General features: G+C 67.4%; 24 protein-coding genes and 1 tRNA gene. 11 read left to right on the forward strand and 14 right to left on the reverse strand.

Annotated elements, in window-relative coordinates; genetic code table 11:
- The first annotated feature begins 197 nt into the window (after positions 1–197).
- Genes ACWV14_RS05195 through ACWV14_RS05220 form a run of 6 tightly spaced genes read left to right on the forward strand, consistent with a single transcriptional unit; the run spans position 198 to position 6,551 of the window.
- On the forward strand, positions 198–749 hold the full coding sequence (locus tag ACWV14_RS05195; RefSeq protein ID WP_454906203.1) for a GspH/FimT family pseudopilin: 552 nt from the start codon (positions 198–200) through the stop codon (positions 747–749).
- Complete coding sequence (gene pilV / locus ACWV14_RS05200) at positions 746–1,303, forward strand: type IV pilus modification protein PilV (protein ID WP_454907822.1); 558 nt, start codon at positions 746–748, stop codon at positions 1,301–1,303. Before ACWV14_RS05195 ends, pilV begins: the two co-directional genes overlap by 4 nt.
- 8 nt (positions 1,304–1,311) lie before the next feature.
- Positions 1,312–2,061 (forward strand): PilW family protein, encoded by a 750-nt coding sequence (locus ACWV14_RS05205; protein WP_454906201.1) that lies wholly within the window; start codon positions 1,312–1,314, stop codon positions 2,059–2,061.
- The gene (locus tag ACWV14_RS05210) at positions 2,058–2,636 is read left to right on the forward strand and encodes a pilus assembly PilX family protein (RefSeq protein WP_454906199.1); all 579 of its coding nucleotides are present in this window, start codon (positions 2,058–2,060) and stop codon (positions 2,634–2,636) included. The genes ACWV14_RS05205 and ACWV14_RS05210 overlap by 4 nt, the downstream gene beginning before the upstream one ends.
- A gap of 10 nt (positions 2,637–2,646) precedes the next feature.
- Complete coding sequence (locus ACWV14_RS05215; RefSeq protein ID WP_454906197.1) at positions 2,647–6,090, forward strand: PilC/PilY family type IV pilus protein; 3,444 nt, start codon at positions 2,647–2,649, stop codon at positions 6,088–6,090.
- Positions 6,091–6,095: 5 nt separating this feature from the next.
- Positions 6,096–6,551, forward strand: coding sequence for a type IV pilin protein (locus ACWV14_RS05220; protein WP_454906195.1), 456 nt, complete (start codon positions 6,096–6,098; stop codon positions 6,549–6,551).
- Positions 6,552–6,585: 34 nt separating this feature from the next.
- On the opposite strand, the gene ACWV14_RS05225 is transcribed toward ACWV14_RS05220, so the two are convergent.
- The 4 genes from ACWV14_RS05225 to ACWV14_RS05240 all read right to left on the reverse strand — a co-directional run bounded on the left by ACWV14_RS05225 (position 6,586) and on the right by ACWV14_RS05240 (position 8,370).
- Positions 6,586–7,065, reverse strand: a complete 480-nt coding sequence (locus ACWV14_RS05225; RefSeq protein WP_454906193.1) for a copper chaperone PCu(A)C — start codon at positions 7,063–7,065, stop codon at positions 6,586–6,588.
- Between the two features lie 37 nt (positions 7,066–7,102).
- The gene (locus tag ACWV14_RS05230; RefSeq protein WP_454906191.1) at positions 7,103–7,720 is read right to left on the reverse strand and encodes an SCO family protein; all 618 of its coding nucleotides are present in this window, start codon (positions 7,718–7,720) and stop codon (positions 7,103–7,105) included.
- 125 nt (positions 7,721–7,845) lie between these two features.
- Positions 7,846–8,226, reverse strand: coding sequence for a DUF2946 family protein (locus tag ACWV14_RS05235; RefSeq protein ID WP_422084940.1), 381 nt, complete (start codon positions 8,224–8,226; stop codon positions 7,846–7,848).
- Positions 8,227–8,293: 67 nt separating this feature from the next.
- A tRNA-Met gene (locus ACWV14_RS05240) sits at positions 8,294–8,370 on the reverse strand.
- A gap of 146 nt (positions 8,371–8,516) precedes the next feature.
- Here ACWV14_RS05240 and ACWV14_RS05245 point away from each other — a divergent pair.
- Entirely contained in the window at positions 8,517–9,182 is a 666-nt protein-coding gene (locus tag ACWV14_RS05245) for a sigma-70 family RNA polymerase sigma factor (protein WP_454906189.1), read from the forward strand.
- The gene (locus tag ACWV14_RS05250) at positions 9,179–10,450 is read left to right on the forward strand and encodes a hypothetical protein (protein WP_454906187.1); all 1,272 of its coding nucleotides are present in this window, start codon (positions 9,179–9,181) and stop codon (positions 10,448–10,450) included. Before ACWV14_RS05245 ends, ACWV14_RS05250 begins: the two co-directional genes overlap by 4 nt.
- Before the next feature lie 31 nt (positions 10,451–10,481).
- On the opposite strand, the gene ACWV14_RS05255 is transcribed toward ACWV14_RS05250, so the two are convergent.
- Positions 10,482–11,261, reverse strand: coding sequence for an enoyl-CoA hydratase (locus ACWV14_RS05255; RefSeq protein WP_422084943.1), 780 nt, complete (start codon positions 11,259–11,261; stop codon positions 10,482–10,484).
- Positions 11,262–11,357: 96 nt separating this feature from the next.
- On the opposite strand from ACWV14_RS05255, the gene ACWV14_RS05260 reads away from it, so the two are divergent.
- Positions 11,358–11,693: an SMR family transporter gene (locus tag ACWV14_RS05260; protein WP_454906185.1), complete on the forward strand. Its 336-nt coding sequence runs from the start codon at positions 11,358–11,360 to the stop codon at positions 11,691–11,693.
- A 61-nt stretch (positions 11,694–11,754) separates the two neighbouring features.
- Positions 11,755–12,339 carry a DUF2325 domain-containing protein gene (locus ACWV14_RS05265; protein WP_422084944.1) on the forward strand — a complete coding sequence of 195 codons (585 nt, stop codon included), beginning with the start codon at positions 11,755–11,757 and terminating at the stop codon, positions 12,337–12,339.
- On the opposite strand, the gene ACWV14_RS05270 is transcribed toward ACWV14_RS05265, so the two are convergent.
- Genes ACWV14_RS05270 through ACWV14_RS05280 form a run of 3 tightly spaced genes read right to left on the reverse strand, consistent with a single transcriptional unit; the run spans position 12,336 to position 16,075 of the window.
- Positions 12,336–14,186 (reverse strand): M61 family metallopeptidase, encoded by a 1,851-nt coding sequence (locus ACWV14_RS05270; protein WP_454906182.1) that lies wholly within the window; start codon positions 14,184–14,186, stop codon positions 12,336–12,338. The genes ACWV14_RS05265 and ACWV14_RS05270 overlap by 4 nt on opposite strands.
- A complete protein-coding gene (locus ACWV14_RS05275) occupies positions 14,186–14,908 on the reverse strand; it encodes a DsbC family protein (protein ID WP_454906180.1) in 723 nt (240 codons plus the stop codon). The genes ACWV14_RS05270 and ACWV14_RS05275 overlap by 1 nt, the downstream gene beginning before the upstream one ends.
- 39 nt (positions 14,909–14,947) lie before the next feature.
- Complete coding sequence (locus tag ACWV14_RS05280) at positions 14,948–16,075, reverse strand: FAD-dependent monooxygenase (protein ID WP_454906179.1); 1,128 nt, start codon at positions 16,073–16,075, stop codon at positions 14,948–14,950.
- Between the two features lie 182 nt (positions 16,076–16,257).
- Between ACWV14_RS05280 and ACWV14_RS05285 the strand changes: the two genes are divergently transcribed.
- A complete protein-coding gene (locus ACWV14_RS05285; RefSeq protein ID WP_454906177.1) occupies positions 16,258–17,139 on the forward strand; it encodes an MOSC domain-containing protein in 882 nt (293 codons plus the stop codon).
- A gap of 19 nt (positions 17,140–17,158) precedes the next feature.
- Here ACWV14_RS05285 and rbsD read toward each other — a convergent pair whose 3' ends face one another.
- The 6 genes from rbsD to ACWV14_RS05315 all read right to left on the reverse strand — a co-directional run bounded on the left by rbsD (position 17,159) and on the right by ACWV14_RS05315 (position 23,287).
- Positions 17,159–17,551, reverse strand: coding sequence for a D-ribose pyranase (rbsD, locus tag ACWV14_RS05290; RefSeq protein ID WP_454906175.1), 393 nt, complete (start codon positions 17,549–17,551; stop codon positions 17,159–17,161).
- The gene (gene rbsK, locus ACWV14_RS05295; protein WP_454906173.1) at positions 17,548–18,513 is read right to left on the reverse strand and encodes a ribokinase; all 966 of its coding nucleotides are present in this window, start codon (positions 18,511–18,513) and stop codon (positions 17,548–17,550) included. The genes rbsD and rbsK overlap by 4 nt, the downstream gene beginning before the upstream one ends.
- On the reverse strand, positions 18,510–19,601 hold the full coding sequence (locus ACWV14_RS05300) for a LacI family DNA-binding transcriptional regulator (RefSeq protein WP_422084951.1): 1,092 nt from the start codon (positions 19,599–19,601) through the stop codon (positions 18,510–18,512). The genes rbsK and ACWV14_RS05300 overlap by 4 nt, the downstream gene beginning before the upstream one ends.
- A 34-nt stretch (positions 19,602–19,635) precedes the next feature.
- Complete coding sequence (locus ACWV14_RS05305; RefSeq protein WP_454907821.1) at positions 19,636–20,631, reverse strand: ABC transporter permease; 996 nt, start codon at positions 20,629–20,631, stop codon at positions 19,636–19,638.
- Positions 20,628–22,226, reverse strand: coding sequence for a sugar ABC transporter ATP-binding protein (locus tag ACWV14_RS05310; protein WP_454907820.1), 1,599 nt, complete (start codon positions 22,224–22,226; stop codon positions 20,628–20,630). The genes ACWV14_RS05305 and ACWV14_RS05310 overlap by 4 nt, the downstream gene beginning before the upstream one ends.
- Positions 22,227–22,342: 116 nt before the next feature.
- Complete coding sequence (locus ACWV14_RS05315) at positions 22,343–23,287, reverse strand: substrate-binding domain-containing protein (RefSeq protein ID WP_454907819.1); 945 nt, start codon at positions 23,285–23,287, stop codon at positions 22,343–22,345.
- Positions 23,288–23,432 lie beyond the last annotated feature (145 nt).

A 23,432-nucleotide genomic window follows, 5' to 3' on the forward strand; every position in this document is an offset into this window, starting at 1 on the left:
GGACCAGCGCCGCGAGGCGCTTCCTCATTGCTTTCAATAGCCTTTCATTCGACCGCTCGACCGGCGGGCATGGCCGCTTGTCGGCACAAGCCTCCATACGGTCAGTAGCAAGTCAGTACGTTTTAAAAACAATTGTTACGCCTGACTTCATCCGTGCAAGTCCGCAAAGGCAAGCGGCCCATGCAAGCGAAATGTCCATGAACATGCCTCGACGCCAGACTGGTTTCACGCTCATCGAGCTGATGGTCGTGGTCGCGCTCGTGACCATCCTGACGATGATCGCCACGCCGTCGTTCGTGAGCCTCATACAGAGCAACAGGGTGAGCGCCGAAGTCAACTCCTTCGCAGGCGACCTGCAGTTCGCGCGTTCGGAAGCGATCAAGCAGGGCGTGCCCGTGAGCGTGTGCGCGTCGTCGGACGGCAAGAAATGCATGGGTTCCAACGCCTGGCAAAGCGGGTGGATCGTGTTCGCCGATCCGGATGGCTCTGGCAGCTTCACGACGGGCGATACCTTGCTGCGCAAGAGCCCACCCTGGCAGGGCGGAGACACCTTCGCGGCGGCGCCTTCGATCAGCGTCGTGACCTACAGCAGGGACGGCTTCGCGAGCTTGCCGGTCGCCTCGCCGAGTTCTTCGATCCTGATCGCGCTGCGCACAGCGCCGGTGAATGCCAACGCCACGCGCTGCGTGTCGATCAACAGGCTCGGCCATCAGGTGGTGCTGCAGGGCGGCAAGGGAGGTTGCGCATGAATAGCCGGTTTCCATTGCGTCGTTCCCGCGGTTTTTCGCTGCTGGAAGTATTGGTTGCGTTGTTGATTGTCTCGTTGGGGCTCATCGGGTTGTCGAAGATGCAGGCGGCTGCGCTCTCGAACACGCAGAACGCGCGTTCGCGCGCGCTGATTGCGTTGCAGGCCTCGAGCCTCGCGGAGGCCATGCATGGCAACCAGGGCTTCTGGGCCGCCGGTGCCGCACCGGCCACGGTGACCATCACGGGAACCACCGTGACGGATGGCTCGGGCATCCTGAACGCCACGACAAGCTGCGGCCCCAAGGCAACCGCCGGTTGCACGGCCGCGCAACTGGCGGCAAATGACGTCCAGGATTGGGCCTCCAACATGAATGCGCGATTCCCTTCGTACGCAGCCGCTATCCAGTGCACCACGGCCATCGGTACGCCGATCAGCTGCGTGATCAACCTGACATGGACCGAGAAGTACGTCGCGGTCAATCGCAGCACTGCCGCTGCGAATGGCGCGGTGCAGGGTTCGTCCGCTTTGCAATACAGCCTCTACGTCGAGCCATGAGCCACCGCATGAGCTTTTCATACCGGCGCCCGAATCGCCAGTCAGGCGTCGGACTGGTCGAGTTGATGGTGGCGCTGCTCATCGGCCTGTTTCTTCTGGCGGGTCTGGGGGTGCTTTTCTTGAACATGAAGCAGGCCTTCACCTCGCAGGATCAGTTGGCGCAGCTGCAGGACAGCGAGCGGCTGGTGCTTACCGTGCTGACGAACACCGTTCAGGCGGCGGGCTACTTTCCCGATCCGTTGACGAACACGGCGGTCACCGATATGCCTGCCGCGACGGGAGCAGGCTACGGCAGTCTGGCGGCGGGGCAGGGCCTGGTCGGACTGACCGGCAGTTCCGGTGCGAGCGACACGATCACATCGCGCTACGTGACCGCGAGCGGCGACGGAATCATGGATTGCCTCGGCAACGTGAATCCTGCTTCATCCGGTGCCAACAAGCTGGTCATGAACACCTTCACGGTCAGCGCCAACAACGAGCTGCAGTGCTCCACGGATGGCGGAACCACGAACACGCCGCTGGTCGGCGGCGCAGCCGGCGGCGTTACCGCGCTGAAGGTGCTCTATGCCACCGACACCACCGGCGACGGTACCGCGCTGCAGTACCTGGACGCAGCCACCGTGACCTCGCATGCATGGTGGCCGCAGGTGCGCACCGCGCGCATCACGGTCACCTTTGCCAATCCTTTCGCCGGCCAGGCAGGCCAGCCGTCCACCATCGACTGGACGCAGATCGTCAACCTGATGAACAGGTCATGAGCATGCACGTGCGTACGCCGCCTTCCGCCCGTTCGAGAGAGCGCGGCTTCGTGCTGATCGTGGCGATGCTGTTCCTGATCGTGCTGACGGTGCTGTCCGTCAGCATGTTCCGCAGCTTCAACCTGCAGGAGCGCATCGCTGGCAACACGCGCGAGAAAGAGCGTGCGCTGGAGGCCGCACAAAGCGCTCTGCAGTACGGCGAGTGGTGGCTGAGCCAGGGCAACGGCAGCACCGGCACGGCCTGCTCGGCGGTGCTCGATGCCAACACGCTGTCGCAGATGCAGGTGTGCTCCAACCCGGTGGCCAAGCCCGCGACCTTGCCCTGGTCGGCGCGCGCCGACTACCGGCCTCCCAACATGACCGTGAGCGCCGGCGGCGGCATCGCGAGCGGCGGAGACATCAACTACAACGCCAAGCCCGGCTTGAGCATCGGCTACCTCGGGCTGTCGCCCGACGGCAAGTCCTTGCTCTACCAGGTCTCGGCTTTCGGGTATGGCGGCAGCGCGACGGCGGCTGCCGTGGTGCAGAGCACCTACCAGGTATCAGGCGGCAACAAGCCGCTCGACCAACCTTGAGCGAGGGAACATGGACATGAATCGTTCGTGGAAATTGCTGGGAGCTCTGCTCGGCGTGCTGGTTTGCGTGCCGTGGGTGGCGCATGCGCAGCTGATCATCAGCGACACGCTGACGGGCGCGTCGTCGTCCTATAACTGGCAGGCACTCAACGGCGCATGCCTGACGGCGGGGAACGACACGGGCACCATTCCGGCGTGCATCGGGAAGCTGACCTACTACAAGGGCAAGAACTCGCTGCTGGTGGGGGGTACCAGCGGCCGCCTGCCCGACGCGGTGGGTTCCGGGGCGCTGCGCCTGACCAACGGCGACACGACCAAGGGTGGATCGAACGGCGACAACCAGACAGGCGCCGTGGTGTCCAACTTCACCTTCCCTAGCAACCAGGGTTTGCAGGTCACGTTCACGACCGTGACCTATGGCGGCGACGGCGACAACGGTACGGGCGCCGACGGCATCAGCTTCTTCCTCGCGGACGGCTCCAAGTCACCTTCCGTCGGTGGGCTGGGCGGCAGCCTTGGCTACAGCTGCTCCAACGTGAACGGCCAGTACGAAGGCGTCGTCGGTGGATACCTCGGGATCGGCATCGACGAGTACGGCAACTTCTCGAACCCCAGCGACAACACCGCCACGGGGCCTGGCTTCAAGGCCGGCCGCATCAGTGTGCGAGGCGCTGGCAATATCACCTGGGCTTCGCTGAACGCCCTCGATCCCGTTCACTATCCCAGCGGGCTCACCTCGGCGCAGCAGACCGCGGCGGTGAAGGCTACTTGCAAGAGCGGCAAGGTGATGGACTACAGCATCACGACGACGACCACGCAGACGTGCGACAAGAAGGGAAAGAACTGCACCACAAGCACCAGTACCTCGACTCCGACAGGGAATGCGACTACGACGTCGCTGCTCGACTACCCGCTGCTTCTCAACGGCACCGCGTACAGCAACCTGCCGGCGGGCGTCTCCATCTCGAACCAGCAGGGCGTCAACATGCCCTTGCGTGGCAGCGCCACGCCAATCACCTACGGATTGCAAGTCACACAGGACGGCCTGCTGAGCCTTTCGTACAGCGTCAACGGCGGCGCGGCCCAGAACGTCATCAACAAGCAGTCGATCACTGCCACCAACGGCCCGTTGCCTGACAGCTTCCGCTTCGGCTTCTCGGCCGGCACCGGCGGCTCGAGCAACGTGCACGAGATCACCTGCTTCAAGGCTGCGCCCGTCAACCAGTCGAGCAGTTCGGCCGGCACCAACGTGCAGCAGTCGGCGCGCGTGGAGGCCGGCACTCAGGTGTACCTGGCCTACTACCACCAGACCAATTCGTGGGGTGAACTGACCGCGCAAGACTTGATGAGCGACCCTTCCACGGGCATCGTGTCGATCAATCCGATCGCCAATTGGGATGCCAGTTGCGTGCTGACCGGAGGCACCTGCCAGGCCACCACCAAGACCAACACGGCGCAGGCGCCGGGCAGCCGCAGCATGTTGAGCTGGAACGGAACTGCGGGCATCCCGTTCCTGTGGGGCAATCTCACCAAGGCGCAGCAGACCGCGCTCAGCGCGGGCGACTCGACGCAGACCGATATCCGGGTGCGATATCTGCGGGGAGACAGGAGCAACGAGTTGGCCAGCACCGGCGGCACGTTGCGCACGCGCACCGGTGTGCTCGGCGACATCATCGACTCCAGCCCGACATGGATCGGGCCGCCGTCGCTGCCCTACAAGGGGCCATGGCTCGACGCGCTCTATCCGAAGAGCACCGCGGCGGAGACCGCAGGCTCCTATGCCGACTTTGCCGGCACCACCGCCGCCACGGCGCAGGGCGGGCGCCAGAACGTGGTCTACATCGGTGCCAACGACGGATTCCTGCATGGCTTTCGCAGTGGCACGTATGACGCGAGTGGCAATTTCGTCAAGACGACGAACGATGGCAACGAGGTACTCGCGTATATGCCGGCGGCGATCATGAACGTGATCCACTCCACCACCCCGGCACTCGATTTCAGCTCGACGCAGTATTCGCACAGCCTCTACACCGACGCCACGCCGGGCACCGGTGACCTGTACTACAACGGCGCCTGGCACACGTGGCTGGTCAGCGGCGCGGGCGCCGGGGGAAGTGCGTCCGGACCGATCGGCGACAAGACCTCGGTGGCCAGCGGTGTGATCTATGCACTGGACGTGACCGACCCGACGCAGTTCTCCGAAGCCAACGCGGCTTCGCTGGTGCGCGGCGAATGGACCTCGGGCTCGGGCACCGGCGCCATCACCTGCGTCGGCAACGCGAGCTGCGGCAACAGCCTCGGCAGCACCTACGGAACACCGATCATTCGCCGCCTGCACAACGGCCAGTGGGCCGCATTGTTCGGCAACGGCCTGAACAGCAGCACGGGCACGGCGGGCCTGTTCATCATGCTGATCGATCCGGCCACGGGAGGCATCACGTTCCGCTTCATCGACACCGGTGCCGGACCCACCAAGAGCGGCACCACGATCACGGCCCGCAACGGTATTGCCTACGTGACCTCGGCCGACCTTGATGGCGACCACGTGACGGACTACGTCTATGCCGGCGATGTGCTGGGCAATCTGTGGCGCTTCGACCTGACCGACTCCGACCCCGCCAAGTGGCTGGCACCGGCGGCGCCCATCTTCAAGACTGCGGTCGGGCAGCCGATCACGACGCGCGTGACGGTTTCGTCGGTGCAGGGCATCGGTGCTTCCGGGCAACCGGGCGTGGTCGTGAGCTTCGGGACCGGGCAGCAATTCCCGCAGACGCAGACCAGCGCCGCCACCTATGCATCCGCGACCCAGGCGTTGTACGGCATCTGGGACTGGAACATGAGCGGGTGGAACGCGGTGGGTGGCGCGTCCGCGCAGTATGCGGCGCTCACAGGCTCGCAAACGGTCGACACCACCACGTTGCAGACCCAGAGCATTACCGCGACTGCGCCCGGCAGCGGCTCCATCTCCGGCTATCGCACGCTGAGCACCAACAAGGTCTGCTGGAAGGGGTCGAGCAGTTGCAAGGGCGGCGCGGGCTCCAACACGCAGTTCGGGTGGACGCTGCCATTGCCCAGCACGGGCAACGAGCAGGTTATCTACAGCCCGACCACGGCCTATGGCATGTTCCTGGTCAACACCACCATTCCCGCGGTGTCGCAGGTCCTTACCTGCGACACCCAGCCCGCGGCGGGCTACACGATGGCGGTGTCGCTGGACACCGGCGGCGCGCCCAATGCTTCGTTCTTCGGCGACCAGAACGGCAACTTCGTCACCTACAACGGCGGCATCGTGAGTGGCATCGGCCTGAGTGCGACCGGTACGCCGTCGATCGTCACTGCGAACAAGTGGCCCTACCTGGTGCAGCAGACCGTCGGCGGCACGGGTGTGGTGACCAAGATCAACCCCGCGGCCAATGGCAAGGGCAAACGGCTGACGTGGGTCAAGCTGCGTTGATCACCATGAAAAAACTTCAACACTCCAACGCAAGCCGGCGTGCCGGCACAGGCTTCACGCTGATCGAAGTCATGATCGTGGTGGCCATAGTGGCGATCCTTGCTGCCATCGCTTATCCGTCATATGTACGCTATGTGCAGAAGTCGCGCCGCACCGATGCGAAGACGGCGCTGCTGGATCTGGCGACGCGGCAGGAGCGCTACTTCACGATGAACAACACCTATGCCGCTACCGCTCCCAACCTGGGCTACGGCGCCAGCAGCGCCTTTCCACTCGACGTGCTGACCAGCGGCACCGCGTTCTATCAACTTAACGTCACCGCATCTTCGAGCACGGGATTCACCGCCACCGCTACACCCGTGAACGCACAGGCCGGCGACACGCTGTGCGGTACGTACACCATCGACCAGCTCGGCACTCAGAGCAGCAGCGGAACCTTGGGTGCCGCCGCCTGCTGGTGACAACAAGCAGCTTTCCCCTGATGGGCCGATGCGCTCAGTGCTTGTGATCGCCGTGCCCCGCAGCCGGCTGCGCCGACGCATTGAGCGCGCGCACCGGTGCCTTCACCTCCACCGTTTCGCGCTTGCCGTCCCTGCCTTCGAACACGAGTGTGAGCGGCACGGTGTCGCCTTCCTTCACCTGCTGCTTGAGGTCTAGCAGCATCACGTGATAGCCGCCGGGCTTGAGTTCGACGGTCTTGCCGGCGGGCAGTTCGAGGGCAGGGATCTGCCGCATGCGCATCACGTTGTCCTGCATCGCCATCTCATGGACTTCGACGACCGGCGTGACGGGCGAACTGGCCGACACCAGCCTGGTGTCTTTCGCGGCGCTGAGCTGCATGAATGCGCCGGTGGCCTTCTGCTGGGGCACGGTGGCGCGGACCCACGCCTGCTTGACTGTGACTTGCGCGTGTGCCGTAGCCACCACGAGGAACGATGCGGCCGACAGGGCGAGGATGCGTGCAATGGGTGTCATGGAAAGAATCTCCTTGAATGATGGATCGAGTTGATGCTCAGGCAGACGTCTTGAGGATCTGCCGCAGGTCTTGGGCGCATTCTTCCGCGCTCTGCTCGTGGCGCAGCACGAGGCGGATCTTTCCCTTGGGATCGAACACGTAGCTGAAGGCCGAGTGGTCCATGGTGTACGAGGAACCGGTGGGCACCTTCTTGTAGAAGACCTTGAAGTCCTTCGCGGTGTCGCTGGTCTTCTGCAGGTCGCCGTACAGGCCGATGAAGCTCGGGTCGAAGGCCTGGGTGTAGGCCTTGAGCACCACGGGCGTGTCGCGCTCGGGGTCGACGGTAACGAAGATCACCTGCAGCCGTTCGCCGTCGGCGCCGAGCAGCCGCCTGATCTCGGCGGCGCGCACGAGCGCTGTGGGGCACACGTCGGGGCATTGGGTGAAGCCGAAGAACATCATCACGGCCTTGCCCTTGAAGTCGGCCAGTGTGCGCTCGCGGCCGTCGGGGTCGGTCAGGCGGAAGTCCTGTGCGTACTTGGCGCCCGTGATGTCGACGCCGTTGAAACTGGCGGGCAGCACCTTGCTGTTGTCGCAGCCTGCGAGGGCCAGGGCCGCAAGCGCGCTGCCGCCGGACAGCAGCAGGCCACGGCGTGAAAGCGTGGAATGAGTCATGAAGAAAAAGCTCTCTGGCGCCCGGACGCGAGCGCCGATCGATGCGTTGTGCGGGGAAGCGCGATGCGATGAAGCCCGCCTTCAGGCGAAGGCATCACATGCGCGGACGAACGAAACGGGAAGCGTCAGGAGAGCGAGGGAGGCCCGCGCGCCGGCGGGGGCGCCGCAGTGGCCGCGGCGATGTGCGCGACCGGAGCCGGCCGCACCGCATGGGACAGCGGCATGAGCGCGGGAAGCTTGACCGTGGGTGTCGCGGGCGGCGCGCCTGCCAGCACGCACAGCGGGCAGTCCATGTGGCCCATGCCCAGCTCTTGCGCGCCGTCGTCGGTATGCACGATGGCCTTGACCGAGCCTGCGCTCGAGCAGACCAGCTCCACGGCTTGCGGATGCACCACCGGCGACGCGATGGCCACGCCGAGCGACAGCGCGAACCACAGCAAGACCCAGCGGATCAGGCCTGCGCGGGCGGCAGGCATGGTCGGCGTGGAGCGGATGGGGGCGGGCATTGCCGCGGATTATCTCCCGGGCAAGAAAAAAGCCTTGCAAGTCATTGACCTGCAAGGCTTTTATTGTTGGTGGCTCTTCACGGACTCGAACCGCGGACCTGTGGATTATGATTCCATCGCTCTAACCGACTGAGCTAAAGAGCCGTTCGGCATTGTTCAGTGCCGAGCCCAAAATTATAGCCCAGGTTTTTGCCTGAGTTCAACAGCCTGCTGGCCACCCGAGTCGATTTTTGCGGGGCCAAACCCCGATGTGGCTCGTCGCCCGTACAAGCTCGGGTGAAAATCCTCCGATGTCCGCGCTTCCCCGCGCCCCTTCCGCCGACAGCGCCACCGAGCGACAGGCCATGCCCGACGACCAGTTGATGCTGGCCTACGCGCAGGGCGACGCCGCCGCGTTCGACGTGCTCTATGCGCGCCACGAGGGCGGGCTGTTCCGCTTCGTCAAGCGTCTGCTGGGCGCGCGGCTCGCGGCGCAGGCCGACGAGGTGTTCCAGGACACCTGGGTGCGGATCATCTCGGCGCGCGGCAGCTTCTCGCCGCAGGGCGCCACCTGGCGCACCTGGGCCTTCACCATCGCGCACAACCTTGCCATGGACCGCCTGCGCGTGAGCGGACGCGAAGTGGCGCTCGATGCGCATTTCGACGACGACAGCGATCCCGTGCCCACGCTCGACCGCGGCGTGCGCGGCGCGATGGACGCCGCCGCGCATCCGTCGGCCGAAGAGCTCGCTTTCTGGCGCGCCGCGGGCCGCCGGCTGTTGGCCTGTCTCGACGAATTGCCGACCGACCAGCGCGCCGCATTCTTGCTGCACCACGAAGACGGCCTGACCGTCGAGGCGCTGGCTGCGAGCCTGGAGATCGGCTTCGAAACCGTGCGCAGCCGCCTGCGCTACGGCCTGCAGAAGCTGCGCGGCTGCATGGCGCGTTACCTTGCGGTGCTGGAGCAGCGGGCATGAGCGGCAACGGCACCACCGGTTTCGACCGCGACGATGAACGCGACCTGCGCGACCCGGTCCTGCGCCGCGCGCTGGACCATGCGCCCGACAGCGACGCAACCCCCGACCCGCGCACGCGCGATGCCATCCTGAAGATGGCGCACAACCTTGCCGCCACCGTGCCGGCCGCGAAGAACGCCGCCGCCAACAGCGCGAGCGCCGCGCCTTGGTGGCGCCGCGTGTTCGGCGGCGGTGGCGAGCCGCGTTCGCGCATGCCCTGGAATGCAGCTTTTGCGACCGTGCTGCTGGCGACTTTCGTGACGGTGCTCTGGCATCGCGAACCTGTGCCTGATGCGCAACTGGACGGCGAAGCACGCGTTGCCGGCGCCGCTGCGCCAGCGGCTTCACCGCCCCCCGCACCTGCATCCGCGCCGGCTCAACCTTCGGCGGAGGCCGCACCTCCGGCCGAACCGCCGGCTGCACCTCAGCCAGCGCCGCCGCCATCCGCAGCAGCCGCGCGAGAGGCGCCGGCCGCCGAACAGAAACAAGCGCAGGCCCAGCGCAATGCCTTGTCCAAGGAAGCGCCGGGCATCGCTGGCGCAGATGCCGCTCGCCGCCCTGCGCCGCCACCGCAGGCTGCCCCCGCGCCCATCGCGCCGGCGCCTGCACTTCCTGCTCCAGCCATCGTGGCCGAACAGGCCGCTCCCGCGCGAAGCGATGAGCAGCGTGAAGAGCGCGTGGAAAAAGAACGCCGCCGCGCCTATGCGGCGGAGGCTCCGGCGCCGGCCGCAGCGCCTGCACCAGGCATCGCGCCGCCGCCACCACCACCGTCGCCGATTGCAGCGCCCGCACCGGCAGCAACTCCGCCGCAGTATCAAGGCGACAACGCAAGCGCAGACGCCTCCGGCGCGTTGCGCGCCCCCGCATCACGCGCTGCAGTGCCCAAGGCAGTCGCACGCGGAGAAGGCCCCGCGGCCTTCACGGCCCTGGACCGGTGGACGTCCTTCAGCTTCACAGGCTCAGGTGCCGAAGTGCGCCACGCGCGCGGCGACATCGAAGGCTTGCCCGCGCTGGTCGGCACCGTGGCCCGTTCGGCAACGACGCCCGACGAAGCACTCGCCGCGCCGGTGGAGGCGCGTCTCTCGCTTTATCGCGGCAGCGCGCTCGTCGCCGTGCTGGAGATCGCCGGCGGCCAGGTGCGCTGGACGCCGCAACCCAATGGCACCGCGCTGGTCGGTACACCGCCCGCGCAGGCGCTGGACGCATTGCGCGCGCTGCTCACGCGCTGACCGGAACACATCCGGCCTCGCGCATCCGCCCTCAGGCGTTCTTGAAGTCCGGCTGGCGCTTGTTCAGGAAGGCGTCCATGCCTTCCTTCTGGTCCTGCGTGGCGAACAGCGCGTGGAACAGCCGGCGCTCGAACATCACGCCGTCGCTCAGGCCGCCCTCGAAGGCGCGGTTGACCGATTCCTTGGCCGCCATCACCGAGATCTGCGAATAGCCGCAGATGATCAGCGCCGCGCCCAGCGCCTCGTCGGCGAGCTTCTCGAAGGGCACCACGCGGCTCACGAGGCCGGCGCGCTCGGCTTCCGCCGCGTCCATCATGCGTGCCGTGAGCACCATGTCCATCGCCTTGCTCTTGCCCACCGCGCGCGGCAGGCGCTGCGTGCCGCCGGCACCAGGGATCACGCCGATCTTGATTTCGGGCTGGCCGAACTTCGCGTTGTCGGCCGCGATGATGAAGTCGCACATCATCGCCAGCTCGCAGCCGCCGCCCAGCGCGAAGCCGGCCACCGCGCCGATCACCGGCTTGCGGATCGAGCGGATGGTTTCCCAGTTGCGCGTGATGTAGTCGCCCTTGTAGGTGTCGATGAAGCTGTACTTGGCCATCGCCGCGATGTCGGCGCCGGCCGCGAAGGCGCGCTCGCTGCCCGTGAGGATGATGCAGCCGATGGCATCGTCCGCATCGAAGGCCTTCAGGGCCTGGCCCAACTCGGTCATCAGCGCATCGTTCAGCGCATTCAGGGCCTTCGGGCGGTTGAGGGTGATGATGCCGACCTTGCCTGCTTCGGTCCGTACTTCGATGTTTTCGTAGCTCATGGTGTCTCCGGGGGAAGGGGAAAAAACGCGCTTCACTATACCCAGCATGGCCGCTGCGGGTGGCGGGGCATGGCGAGTTCCCATAGAGTGCCTGCCATGAGTTCCAACTACGCCTATCTGTTCGTCGCCATCGTGGCCGAGGTGATCGCCACCAGTTTTCTCAAGGGCTCGGATGGTTTCACGCGGCTGTGGCCCACGCTGGCCTCGGTGGCCGGCTATGCGGTCGCGTTCTTCTTCCTCTCGCTGACGCTGCGCACCATTCCGACGGGCATCGCCTATGCGATCTGGTCGGGCGTGGGCATTGTGCTGATCTCGCTCGTGAGCTGGCTGTGGTTCGGCCAGAAGCTCGACGGACCGGCCATTGCGGGGCTCGGGCTGATCATCGCGGGCGTGGTGGTGGTGAACGTGTTCTCGAAGTCGGTTTCGCACTGAACACCACATGGGCTTTAGTTGAGAATTACTCTCATCTAGAATGCCCGCCATGGAGTTCCCGATGCAAGAACATGCCGTGTTGCTGCGGGCCTATGCCCGGGCTCAGGAGCGCTGCTCGCGCCTGCTGGCCGAGCAGGCCGCGCTGGTCGAAAGGCTGGAGGCGCAGATCGTCCGTTTGCGCGGTGCCCTGGTGGCGCGCGATTCGGCCATTGCCATCGTGCGCGAGGAGCTGGCCGCGCGTGCCGCCGCGGGCGGGGCGCTGCCCAGGCGCCTGAATGCGCTGCTGTCGCCGGGCAGCCGGCGCCACTTGCGGCCGCCCCGGCTGCAAGCGCCCGCCGATCTGCGCGAGAAAGCCGTGCTGTGCGTCGGCCATGAAGACGAGGCACCGTCGCTCGCACGCCAGCTGGTCGAGATCGCGGGAGGCCGCTACCTGCACCACGACGGCGGTGCCGACGCTGACGATCCCGCCCTCGAAGCCAGCCTGCGTGCCGCCGACCTGGTGATCTGCCAGACCGGCTGCGTGAGCCACGGCGCCTATTGGCGCGTGCAGGACCACTGCCGCAGGACCGGCAAGCCCTGCGTATTGGTCGGCGAGCCGCAGCCGATGATGTTCGTGCGGCACCCCGCCGCGGCAGAAAGCGCCTAGCCGGCCAGCCAGCCCGCCGCCTTGGTGGCGTCGTGCGCGAACAGGCGCCAGGTGGTCGAATTGGCAGGCAGCGCGAGCGGCAGCCTGAGCAGCTTGCGGTCACGCGCCACGATGGCTGTGAACTTCGTCGCATCGCCCAGGTACAGCGCGAGGTCGTCGAGCTTGGCGATGCGCCAGGCTTGCGCCGGGCGCTGCTGGCCCTTCTTGCCGACGGCAGGCAGCTCGATGCCGATCCACTCGTCGTTCGCCGAAAAGCCCGCCTTCTCGGCCGCACCGCCGCGCAGCACTACCTTCACCTGCACGCTGCCGTTGGTTTCGGCCACGCGCAGGCCCAGTGCCTGTGCCTGTTGCGACGGGTCTTCCAGCGTGGCAACGCCGTGTGCGCGCAGCAGCTGCGCGAGCGGAAGCTCCTCGGTCGAATGCACCCAGCGCGCGAGTTCCGCCGCATACGAGCGGCCGCTCACCGCCTCGAGCGCGGCCGCGATATCGGCTTCGCTGATCGGCCCGCCGCCGCCGTGCGTCCACAGGTGGCGCATCACGTCGTCGAGCGTGCCCTTGCCTTCATGGCGCAAGGTGAGGTCGAAGCACAGCGCCACCAGCGCGCCCTTGGTGTAGTAGCTCACCGTGCTGTTGGGCGTCTGCTCGTCCTGGCGGTAGTACTTGACCCAGGCGTCGAAGCTCGCGTCGGCCACCGGCTGCACCAGCCGCCCCGGCGTCTGCATGACCTGGTTGATGGTCTTGTTCAGCAGGCGAAGGTAGGCCGCGTCGTCGATGCGGCCGGCGCGGCGCAACAGCAGGTCGTCGTAGTAGCTGGTGAAGCCTTCGAAGAACCACAGCAGCTGCGTGTAGTTTTCCTGGCTGTAGTCGTAGCGCGCGAACTCGGCGGGCCGCATGCGCTTGACGTTCCAGGTGTGGAAGTACTCGTGGCTGATGAGGCCCATCAGCGTGGTGTAGCCCTCGGGCTGCTTCTTCTTCTCGCCGCGCTGCGGCAGGTCGCGGCGGTTGCAGATCAGCGCCGTGGAGTGGCGATGTTCGAGACCGCCGTAGCCGTCGTCCACCGCATTGAGCATGAACACGTAGCGGTCGATAGGCAGCTTCGGGCCGCCGCGCTTGCCGGCCTTGTCGCCGTGCCAGAAGCGCATCTCGGCTTCGCAGATGGCCTTGGTGTCGGCAATGAGCCTGTCGCCATCGAACGAGGCCGCGGCGCCCGCGACCACGAAGCGGTGCGGCACGCCGCAGGCGTCGAAATCGGCGCTCCAGAAGGCGCCCAGCTCGACCGGGCTGTCGGCCAGCTCGTCGTAGTCGGCGGCGCGGTAGCTGCCGAAGCCGTGCCTGTCGGTCTTGAGCGGCACGAGCGCGGTGGCGCAAGACCAGCGCGCGGCATCGTCGGCCAGCACGGGCGCGACGATCTCCAGCGCATGCGGCGCGTCGGTCTGGCCTTCTACCCGCAGGCACACGCTGGTGCCGTTGAAGAAGCCGCGCTCGGCGTCCAGCCAAGCGGTGCGCACCGAGTTGTCGTAGGCGCAGACCTGGTAGTTCAGCACCAGCGGCTGGCCGGGCGTGCATTCGACCAGCCAGCTGCATTTGTCGAGCTGCGTCAGGGTCGGCTTGCGGCGGCCCTGCGTGGCGCGCAGGCCCTGCAGGTTCTTGGCGAATTCGCGCACCAGGTAGCTGCCCGGAATCCACACCGGCAGCGACACGCGCTGCTGCGCGGCGGGCGCGTCGATGGTCAGCGTCACGCCGAACAGGCGCGAATGTAGATCCGCGCATTCGACGCGAAAGCGCACGCCGGCCACGGGCACGGCGGTAGCGGCGGTACTGCGCCGCGCAGGGGCCTTCGTCGCCATCAGCTCGACGAAGCGGCGAGTTGCTTCTCGACCTGCTCTGCGGGAATGGCGCCGGGCGTGCGGGTGCCGTCGCTGAAGATCAGCGTGGGAGTGCCGGTGATGTTGTACTTGCGACCGAACTCGACGTTGCGCTGCAGCGCGGTCACGTCGCAGCTGGCGGGCGCGGTGGTGGGACGAGTGCTCGACTCCATCCAGTCGCCCCAGGCCTTGCCCTTGTCCTTGCTGCACCAGATGTCGCGCGACTTGATGTTCGAATCGGGGCCGAGCACCGGGTACAGGAACAGGTACACGGTCACGTTGTCGATCGTCTTCATGTCCTTCTCGAAGCGCTTGCAGTAGCCGCAGTTCGGGTCTTCGAACACAGCGAGCTTGCGCTTGCCGTTGCCGCGCACGATCTTGATCGAGTCCTTCAGCGGCAGCTGGTCGAAGGCGACGGCGCTGAGCTTCTCGACGCGTTCCTCGGTCAGGTTCTTGCGCGACTTCACGTCGATCAGGTTGCCCTGGATCAGGTAGTTGCCCTGCTCGTCGGTGTAGAAGATCTGCGAGCTGTTCACGCGTACTTCGTAGATCCCCGGAATCGGCGATTTCGACACTTCGTCGATGGCGGGGAACTGCGGAATGCGCGCAGGCAGGTTCTTGCGGATCTCGGCTTCGCCGGCTGTGGCGGCCACGACCGCGCCCAGCGTGCAGGCGGCGAGTAGGAGGTTGCGTGCGAGTGTCATCGGGAGATCCGTTGGTTCGATTCGAGAAGATGGCGGGCGTCAGGCCTTCAGGCCCATCGCCTGCGCCGTGATCCAGTGCTTGACGAGGCGCGTGCGGTCGAAACCGCGCATGCCCCAGTTGCGCAATGCAGGCAGCGGACCCAGGTTGTGCGAGAAAAGTTGCTGCAGGCCGTCGGTCGCCAGGCTCATCTGCAGCACGTCGGCGCGGCGGGCGCGTTCGTAGCGGCGCAGCAGGCGCGCGTCGCCCACGCTGCGCCAGTAGTCGCGGTTCTTGATCACATCGGCCAGCGCAGAGGCGTCGGCCAGGCCCAGGTTCAGGCCCTGGCCGGCGAGCGGGTGCACCGTATGGGCAGCGTCGCCCGCCAGCGCCCAGGAGCGGGCCGGCTGGCCGGGCATGGCGCCGGTCCAGCGGTCCGCGATGGCGCGGGCCAGCGGCCAGGCACCGCGCTCGCTGGTGAGCTTGAGCGCACCGAGCGCCGCGTGGCTGGCCTCGGTGACTGCGGCATTGAATTCTTCGTCGCCTTGCGCAAGCAGGGCCGGTGCGCGCAACTGGTCGACCGACCAGACCAGCGCGACCGTCTTGCCGTGCAAGCCGCCCAGTGGCAGCAGCGCGAGCACTTCGCCCTTGTCGTTGAACCACTGGCGCGCGATGCCGTCGTGCGACTGCTCGGCGTCGAGCCGAGCCGCAATCGCGTGCTGGGGATAGCGCGTGACCTCGTAGCTCACGCCGAGCGCCTCGCGCGTGGCGCTGGCCTTGCCTTCGCACACCACGGTGAGCGGCGCGGCGACCGGCTCGGCCACGATTTCGATCAGGGGCTGGAAGCGCACCGCGTCGGCCAGTTGCTGTTCGAGCGCGGGCACGTCGACGATCCAGGCCAGCGCATCGACCTTCTGGCGCGCGGCGCTGAACTGCACCTGGCCGCCTTCGTCGCCGTGCACGAGCATTTCGCGCACCGGCGTGGCGTGCGCGGCGTCGGGCCAGGCGCGCAGCGATTCGAGCAGCGTGCGGGAGGCGGTGTTCAGCGCATAGGCGCGTATGTCTTGCTTGCCCTGCGTGGCCGGAGGCACCACCAGCGCGACGCGCACACGCTCGCGCGCGAGCAGCAGGGCCAGCGTGCGGCCGACGATGCCGGCGCCGCGAATGCAAACTTCTGGAGGTAGGGCCATCGAACAATTGTATGGATTACGCCCGCCCCCAGGCTGCGCGCACTTCGTGTCGCTTCGCCCACCCCCTCGCGGGGGCGATACCAGCGGCCCGGCGGAGCCGGTTCCGCGGTATCCCTGGAAGGGATCAGGGTACTTTCCAAAGCTGCGGGACAATTGCCGCCGATTTCCAAGGAACCCCCACCGTGTCCCAGCCCGCTTTCGACCTCGAAGCCACCATCGCGCGCCTGTTCATCTACCCGGTCAAGTCCTGCGGCGGGGTCGAGCTTCCCGAAGTGCTGCTGACCGAGACCGGCCTGGAGTTCGACCGCGCCTGGATGGTGGTCGACGCCCAGGGCGAATTCGTCACCCAGCGGCAGCTGCCGCGCATGGCGCTGATCAAGCCGCAGATGAAGCTCATGGAAGTGGTGCTGCGCGCGCCCGGCATGCTGGCGCTGCACCTGGCCTTCGACCGCGTCGAGAAGCCGGTGCGCGTGCGCGTCTGGAAGGACGAAGTGGCGGCCTACGACATGGGCGACATCGCCGCCCAGTGGTTCAGCGATTTCCTGTCGGAGCCCGGCAAGCCGCAGACCCTGCGCCTCGTGCGCTTCGACCCCGGGCAGAAGCGCCTGTCCAGCCTGAAGTGGACCGGCGGCATCGAGGCCGAGAACCAGTTCGCCGACGGCTACCCGGTGCTGGTGGCGAGCGAAGGCTCGCTGGCCGAGCTGAATGAGCGCCTTGCCGCGCAGGGCCACGATGCCGTGGGCATCGAGCGGTTTCGACCGAATATCGTGCTGGCGGGCATCGAGTCGCACGACGAGGACCGGGTGGAAGCGCTGCACATCACCACCGGCGAAGGCGAAGCCGAACTGCGCCCGGTCAAGCCCTGCACGCGCTGCCCGATCCCGGACATCGACCCGGCCACCGCCCTCAGCAGCCCCGAGGTCGGCAACACCCTGCGCACCTACCGCGCCGATCCGCGCGTGGACGGCGGCATCACCTTCGGCATGAACTGCATCGTGATCCAGGGCGTGGAGCACGTGCTCAAGGTCGGGCAGGCGGTGGGCGCGAACTACAAGTTCGAGTGACCGGCGCCCGAGCGGCGTTTCAGAACTTCACGCCGGCGACCAGGATGATGTTGGCGTAGGGCGTGCATTCGCCCGTGCGCACCATGGCCCGGGCCTTCGCCGTGCGGCGCTTGAATTCCTCGTGCGACACCGTCTGCGGCGCGATGCCCAGCGACTGCGGATACCAGCCCGGCAGGTTCTTCGCGTCGTCCAGCGCTTCGCCGGCCACCACGATGCCTTCGACCTGCATCTCCGACAGCACCGCCTGCAGCACGTCGGTGAGCTTCGGCACGCCGCGCGCCACGGCCAGGTCGATGCGGCGCGGGCCGTCGGGAATCGGCAGGCCGGCGTCGCCCAGCACGAGCATGTCGCCGTGGCCCAGCGAGGCGATCACATGGGACAGTTCCGCGTGCAGCAGGGGGGAGCGTTTCACAGCTTGATCCAGTCGGGAGGCAGCGGGCTGAGCAGCACGGCGTTACGCTGCGGAATGGAGGGTTGGGCGCCGGGCTGCTGGATGCATAGCGCCGCGGCGCGGATGCCCAGGCGCACGGCCTCGTCGAAGGACTGGCCTTCGCCCAGCGCGACCGCGAGCGCACCCAGGAAGGTGTCGCCGGCGGCCGTGGTGTCGACCGCCTGCACCTTGGGCGCGGGATGGTGGCGCGCACCGTCGGCATCGACGGCCACCGCGCCGCGCGCGCCCAGCGTGACGACCACGCGGGCAATGCCCTTGGCGCGCAGCGCCCGGCCGGCCTGCGCCGCTTCCTGCGGGCTGTCGGCGGACTGGCCGCACAGCGTCTGCGCCTCGATCTCGTTGACCACCAGCGTGTCGATCAGCGGCCACAGGGGCTCGGCGATCGCCTGTACCGGCGAGGGGTTGAGCATCACCTTGCAGCTCGCGCCATGCGCCACGGCGATGGCGCGCGCGACCTGGTCCAGCGGCGTCTCGAACTGCGCCACCAGGAAGGCCGCGCCCTGCACCTGCTGCGTCAGCGCGGCTTCGTCGACCTCCAACCGCGCGTTGGCGCCGGGAATCATCACGATGCGGTTCTGGCCGCCGTCTTCCACGAGGATCAGCGCCGTGCCGGTGGGCTCGCCGGCCACGGTGCGCAGGGCGGCGGTGTCGATGCCGTCGCGCTGGAGCGCATCGCGCAGTGCCGAGCCGTGCGCGTCGTCGCCGACGCACCCGATCATCCGCACCTGAGCGCCTTCGCGCGCGCAGCTCACGGCCTGGTTGGCGCCCTTGCCGCCGGGGATGGTGGCGATCGAATGGCCCAGCAGGGTTTCGCCCGCGGCCGGCGCGTGCGGCACGCGCAGCACCAGGTCCATGTTGAGGCTGCCGAGCACCACGATGCGTGGGGCCTGGGCCGGGCTGCTGGAGGAAGGCTTCAGGCTCACGGGGTGCGGGACTTTCGTGTTTGCGTGGAAGGCGTTTCGGCCGGAACGGGAGCGGCGGGCTCGCGGAAACTCGCGTGCCGCGCAGTCGAGGCGCGCACGCGCAGTTCGGGCTGCAGCACCACCTTGCGCGCATCGCGGCGCTTGCCGCCGACGCGCTCGAGCAGCATGTCGACCGCCAGCGCGCCGATGCGCTCCTTGGGCTGTGCCACCGTGGTGAGCGGCGGGCTGGTATAGGCCGAGAGTTCGATGTCGTCGAAGCCGACGATCGAAAGATCGTCCGGCACTCGCACGCCGCTTTCGTGCGCGGCACGCAGCGCGCCGATGGCCATCAGGTCGTTGCAGACGAACACGGCCGACGGTTTCTGTTCGGTGCGCAGGATGGCGTGCATGGCCTCGTAGCCGCCCTGGCTGGTGAAGCCGCCGCGCCAAAGCAGCGCTTCGGCGTTCGCGATGTCGGGTGTTGCGCCGGTCTCGGCCAGCGCCATGCGCCAGCCCTCGATGCGCTGCTCGCTCGGCATCACGCCCACCGGCCCGCCGATGCAGGCAATGCGCTTGTGGCCCAGCGACAGCAGGTGCCGCACCGCGAGCAGGCCGCCTTGCATGTGCGCGGTTTCCACCAGGTCGCAGGCCGGGTCGGCGATCTCGCGGTCGACCAGCACGGTGGGCATGCGCAGGCCGCGCAGCTGCTTCATGAGGGATTCTTCGTCGCCCGCGCCGGTCGACACCACGATCAGCCCGTCGATGCGGCGCTCGGCCAGCACCTGCAGGTAGACGCTCTGGCGGTGGGGCTCGTCGTCGGTGTTGCACAGCACCAGCGTATAGCCGGCGCCGAAGCAGCGGTCTTCCACGATGCGCACGATCTCGGCGAAGTAGGGGTTCGAGCTGTTGGGAATCAGCATGCCCAGCGTCGAAGTGGTGTTGCTCTTCAGGCTGCGCGCCATCGCGTTGGGCACATAGCCCAGCTCGCGGATGGCGAGCTCCACGCGCTCGCGTACCTTGGCGCTCACGTGGCGCGTGTCGTTCACCACGTGCGAGACGGTGGTGACCGAAACCTCGGCCTTGAGCGCGACGTCCTTGATGGTGGCCATGGGGCTTGTCCTTTTCCTGGTTGGCGGGGTGCTGTCAGGCCAGCCGGCGTTCGGCACGGCGCTGGCGCAACGTGTCGATGATGACGGCCACGACGATCACCGCGCCGGTGATGATCCGCTTGCTCGGCTCGCTGGCGCCCACCTGCGCGAGGCCGGCCTCCAGCACCGCGATGATCAATACGCCAAAGAAAGTGTTGATGACCGAGCCGCGCCCGCCCATGAGGCTGGTGCCCCCGATGACCACCGCCGCGATCACCTGCAGCTCGATGCCGACGCCGGCATTCGGGTCGGCGGCTTCGAGGCGGGCCGACTGCATCAGGCCCGCGAGCCCGGCCAGCAGCCCGGTGACGGCGAAAACGATGATGCGGATCGGGCGCGGGTCGACGCCCGCCAGGCGCATCGCTTCTTCATTCGTGCCGATGCCCACCACGTGGCGGCCGAACACCGTGCGCGTGAGCACCAGCTGCCCGATGACGACCAGCACCACCGCCAGCACGAAGGCGGCCGAGATGCCGCCGATCCACGGCGCGGCCAGGCCCGAAATGGCATCGCCCACGTACTGCGTGCGCGAATCGGTCACCAGGTAGGCACCGCCGCGCACCGCCTCGAGCATGCCCAGCGAGACGATGAAGCTCGGCAGCCGCCAGGCGACCGACACCGCGCCGGTGACCGTGCCGCAGATGAGCCCGGTGACGAGGCCCAGCACCGCGGCCACCGGCACCGACAGCTTCCATTCGAGGATGGCCGCGGCCGTGACGGCCGCGCTCAGCGCAAGCACCGAGCCGACGGAAAGGTCGATGCCCGCGATGATCAGCACGAAGGTCATGCCGACTGCCATCACGGCCAGCGCTGGAATTTCATTCGCGATGGAGACGAAGGTCTCGCGCGTCAGGAAGTATTCGCTGAGCGACCCGAAGAGCGCGATCATGCCCACGAGCACGACCGTCAGGCCCAGGTAGGTGCCGAGCTGGCCCTTGAGTGCGGAGGGCGAGGACGGCGGGGTGGATTTCGTGGAGGCTTCGGCGTTCATTTTGTGTCGGCGGTAACCGGGGTCGAATCGGAAACGGGGGATGCCGTCGGCGGATTGTTGGCGGCGCGTCCTGCCGCGTCGCTGAATGCCGCGGCGAGCAGCGATTGTTCGGTCCACTCGCCGCGTTCGAACACCGCGACCAGCCGGCCGGCGCTCATCACGCCGATGCGGTCGCACATGGCCATCAGTTCGCGCAGGTCGCTCGACACCATCAGCAGCGCCTTGCCGGCGTCGGTCATGCGGTCGAGTTCGGCGTACAGGTCGGCGCGCGCGCCCACGTCCACGCCGCGCGTGGGCTCGTCGAGCAGCAGCACCTTGCATTCGCGGTGCAGCCAGCGCGCGAACACCACCTTCTGCTGGTTGCCGCCGCTGAGCGTGGCAACCGGTTGTTCGATGCTGCGCGAACGGATGCGCAGCAGTTCCACCAGCTTCTGCGCAATGCCGCGCTCCTTGGCGCGCTGCAGCCAGCCGGCGTGGGAGATGGCGCCCAGGTCGCTCAGCGTGGCGTTGACGCGGATCGATTGCGTCAGCAGCAGGCCCTGCGACTTGCGGTCTTCGGTGACGAGGCCGATGCCGGCGCGGATGGCCTGCATCGGCGAGCGCCAGCCCTTGCGCGCGTGCTGCGTGGGCTGGCCGTTTTCGTGGAGGGTGATCTCGCCGCGGTCCGCGCGGTCGGCGCCGAACAGCAGCCGCACCAGTTCGGTCCGGCCCGAGCCGACCAGGCCGGCCAGGCCCATGACTTCGCCCGCGTGCAGGTCGATGTCGACGTCGCGCACGACCTGCGCCCGGCCGATGCCGCGCGCGCTCAGCAGCACCGGGCCGGCGGTGCGGCGCTCGCGGCCTTCGTGCTCGTGCACCGCGCGGCCGACCATGCGCTGCACCAGTTCGGATTCGCGCACGCCGGCCATGGCGCGCACGTCCACCAGCCGGCCGTCGCGCAGCACCGCCACGCGGTCGGCGATGCGCTGCAGTTCTTCCAGGCGGTGCGACACGTAGACGATGGCCACGCCGCGCGCCTTCAGCAGGTCGATCTGCTCGAACAGGTGCGAGGTTTCGCGCGGTGTGAGCATGGCGGTGGGCTCGTCGAGCACCAGCACGCGCGTGTCGTCCTGCAGGTTGCGCGCGATCTCCACCATCTGCTGCTGGCCGATGCCCAGCCGCGCCACGGGCGTGGCCGGGTCGATGTTCTCCATGCCGATCTTGGCGAGCTGGCGCGCGGCCAGTTCGTGCAGCTTGCCGCGGCGGATCCAGCCGGTCTTGTTGGGCAGGCGGTCGAGCAGCAGGTTCTCGGCCACCGAGAGGGTGGTGACGAGGCCCAGCTCCTGCATGACCATGCGCACGCCCAGCCGCTCGGCGTCGCGGCGCGAGCCGGGCGTGAAGGGATTGCCGTCGAGCAGCATCTGGCCGCGCGTGGGCTGCACCAGGCCGCAGACGATCTTCGACAGCGTGCTCTTGCCGGCGCCGTTCTCGCCCGTGAGGGCCAGCACTTCGCCGGCGTTGAGCACGAGCGAGACGTCGTCCAGCACCGGCGCCGCATAGTCCTTGCCCATGCTGCTCAGCGAGAGCACGGGTGCGCTGCGATTGTTATCAGCCATCGATTGGCAACCTTATTCCAGAAACACCGCGGAACCGGCTCCGCCGGGCCGCAGGTGTTGCCCCCGGTAGGGGGAAGGCGAAGCGACACGAAGTGCGCGAAGCCTGGGGGCGAGCATTACTTCGTGACCAACACCACGTCGGTCTTCACTTCGGCGGGCATGTCGGCCTGCTTCTTCTTGTCGGCGATGGCCTTCAGTGCCGTCTCGATGCCGAACACGGCCTGCTTGGCGGCGAACTGGTCGGCCGTGGCGAGCACGCGGCCGTCCTTCAGCATCGGCTTGATGGCACCGATGTTGTCGTAGCCCACGACCAGCACCTTGCCGGTCTTGCCGGCGGCCTTGACTGCGGCCACGGCGCCCAGCGCCATGCTGTCGTTGCCGGCGAGCAGCGCCTTCAGGTCGGGGTGCTCGCGCAGCATGCCGGCGGCCACCGTGTTGCCCTTGTCGATTTCCCACTGGCCGGACTGCACGCCCACCACCGTCACGCCGGCGGCCTTCATCGCGTCCTGATAGCCCAGCGTGCGCTGCTGCGCATTGAAGGTGGTCGACACGCCTTCGATGATGCCGACCTTGTCGCCCGACTTCAGCTCCTTGGCGAGCGCGTCGCCCACCAGCTTGGCGCCGGCGCGGTTGTCGGGGCCGACGAAGGGCACCTGGATGCCCTTTTCCTTGAGCGCGGCGGCGTCGAGCTGGTTGTCGATGTTGACCACCAGGATGCCCTTGTCGATGGCGGCCTTGATGACCGGCACCAGGGCCTTCGAATCGGCCGGCGCGATGACCAGCGCGTTGATCTTCTGCGCCACCATCTGCTCGACCATCTTGATCTGGGCGGAGGTGTCGGTCTCGTCCTTGATGCCGTTGGCCACCAGCGTGTATTCGGAGGCGTGGGCCTTCTGGTGCGCCTTGGCGCCGTCTTCCATGGTGCGGAAGAACTCGTTGGCCAGCGACTTCATGACCAGCGCGACCTTCGGCTTGTCCTGGGCGAAGGCGGGCGTTCCGGCGATGGCGCCCAGCAGCGTCAATGCAGCAGCGCTTTGCAGGGTACGGCGGGTGAATTTCATGGTGAATGTCTCCTGAGGTGGTTGATCAAAGCGGTACGCCGGTCTTTGCCGGGGGCTCCGATGTTAACCAAGGGAAACGTTTGCGCAAACGTTTGCCCATCGGGGCTAACCCTGAGCTTTCCGGGAGTGGTTAATAGCGGTTCCA

The organism is Variovorax durovernensis, from assembly GCF_977011995.1.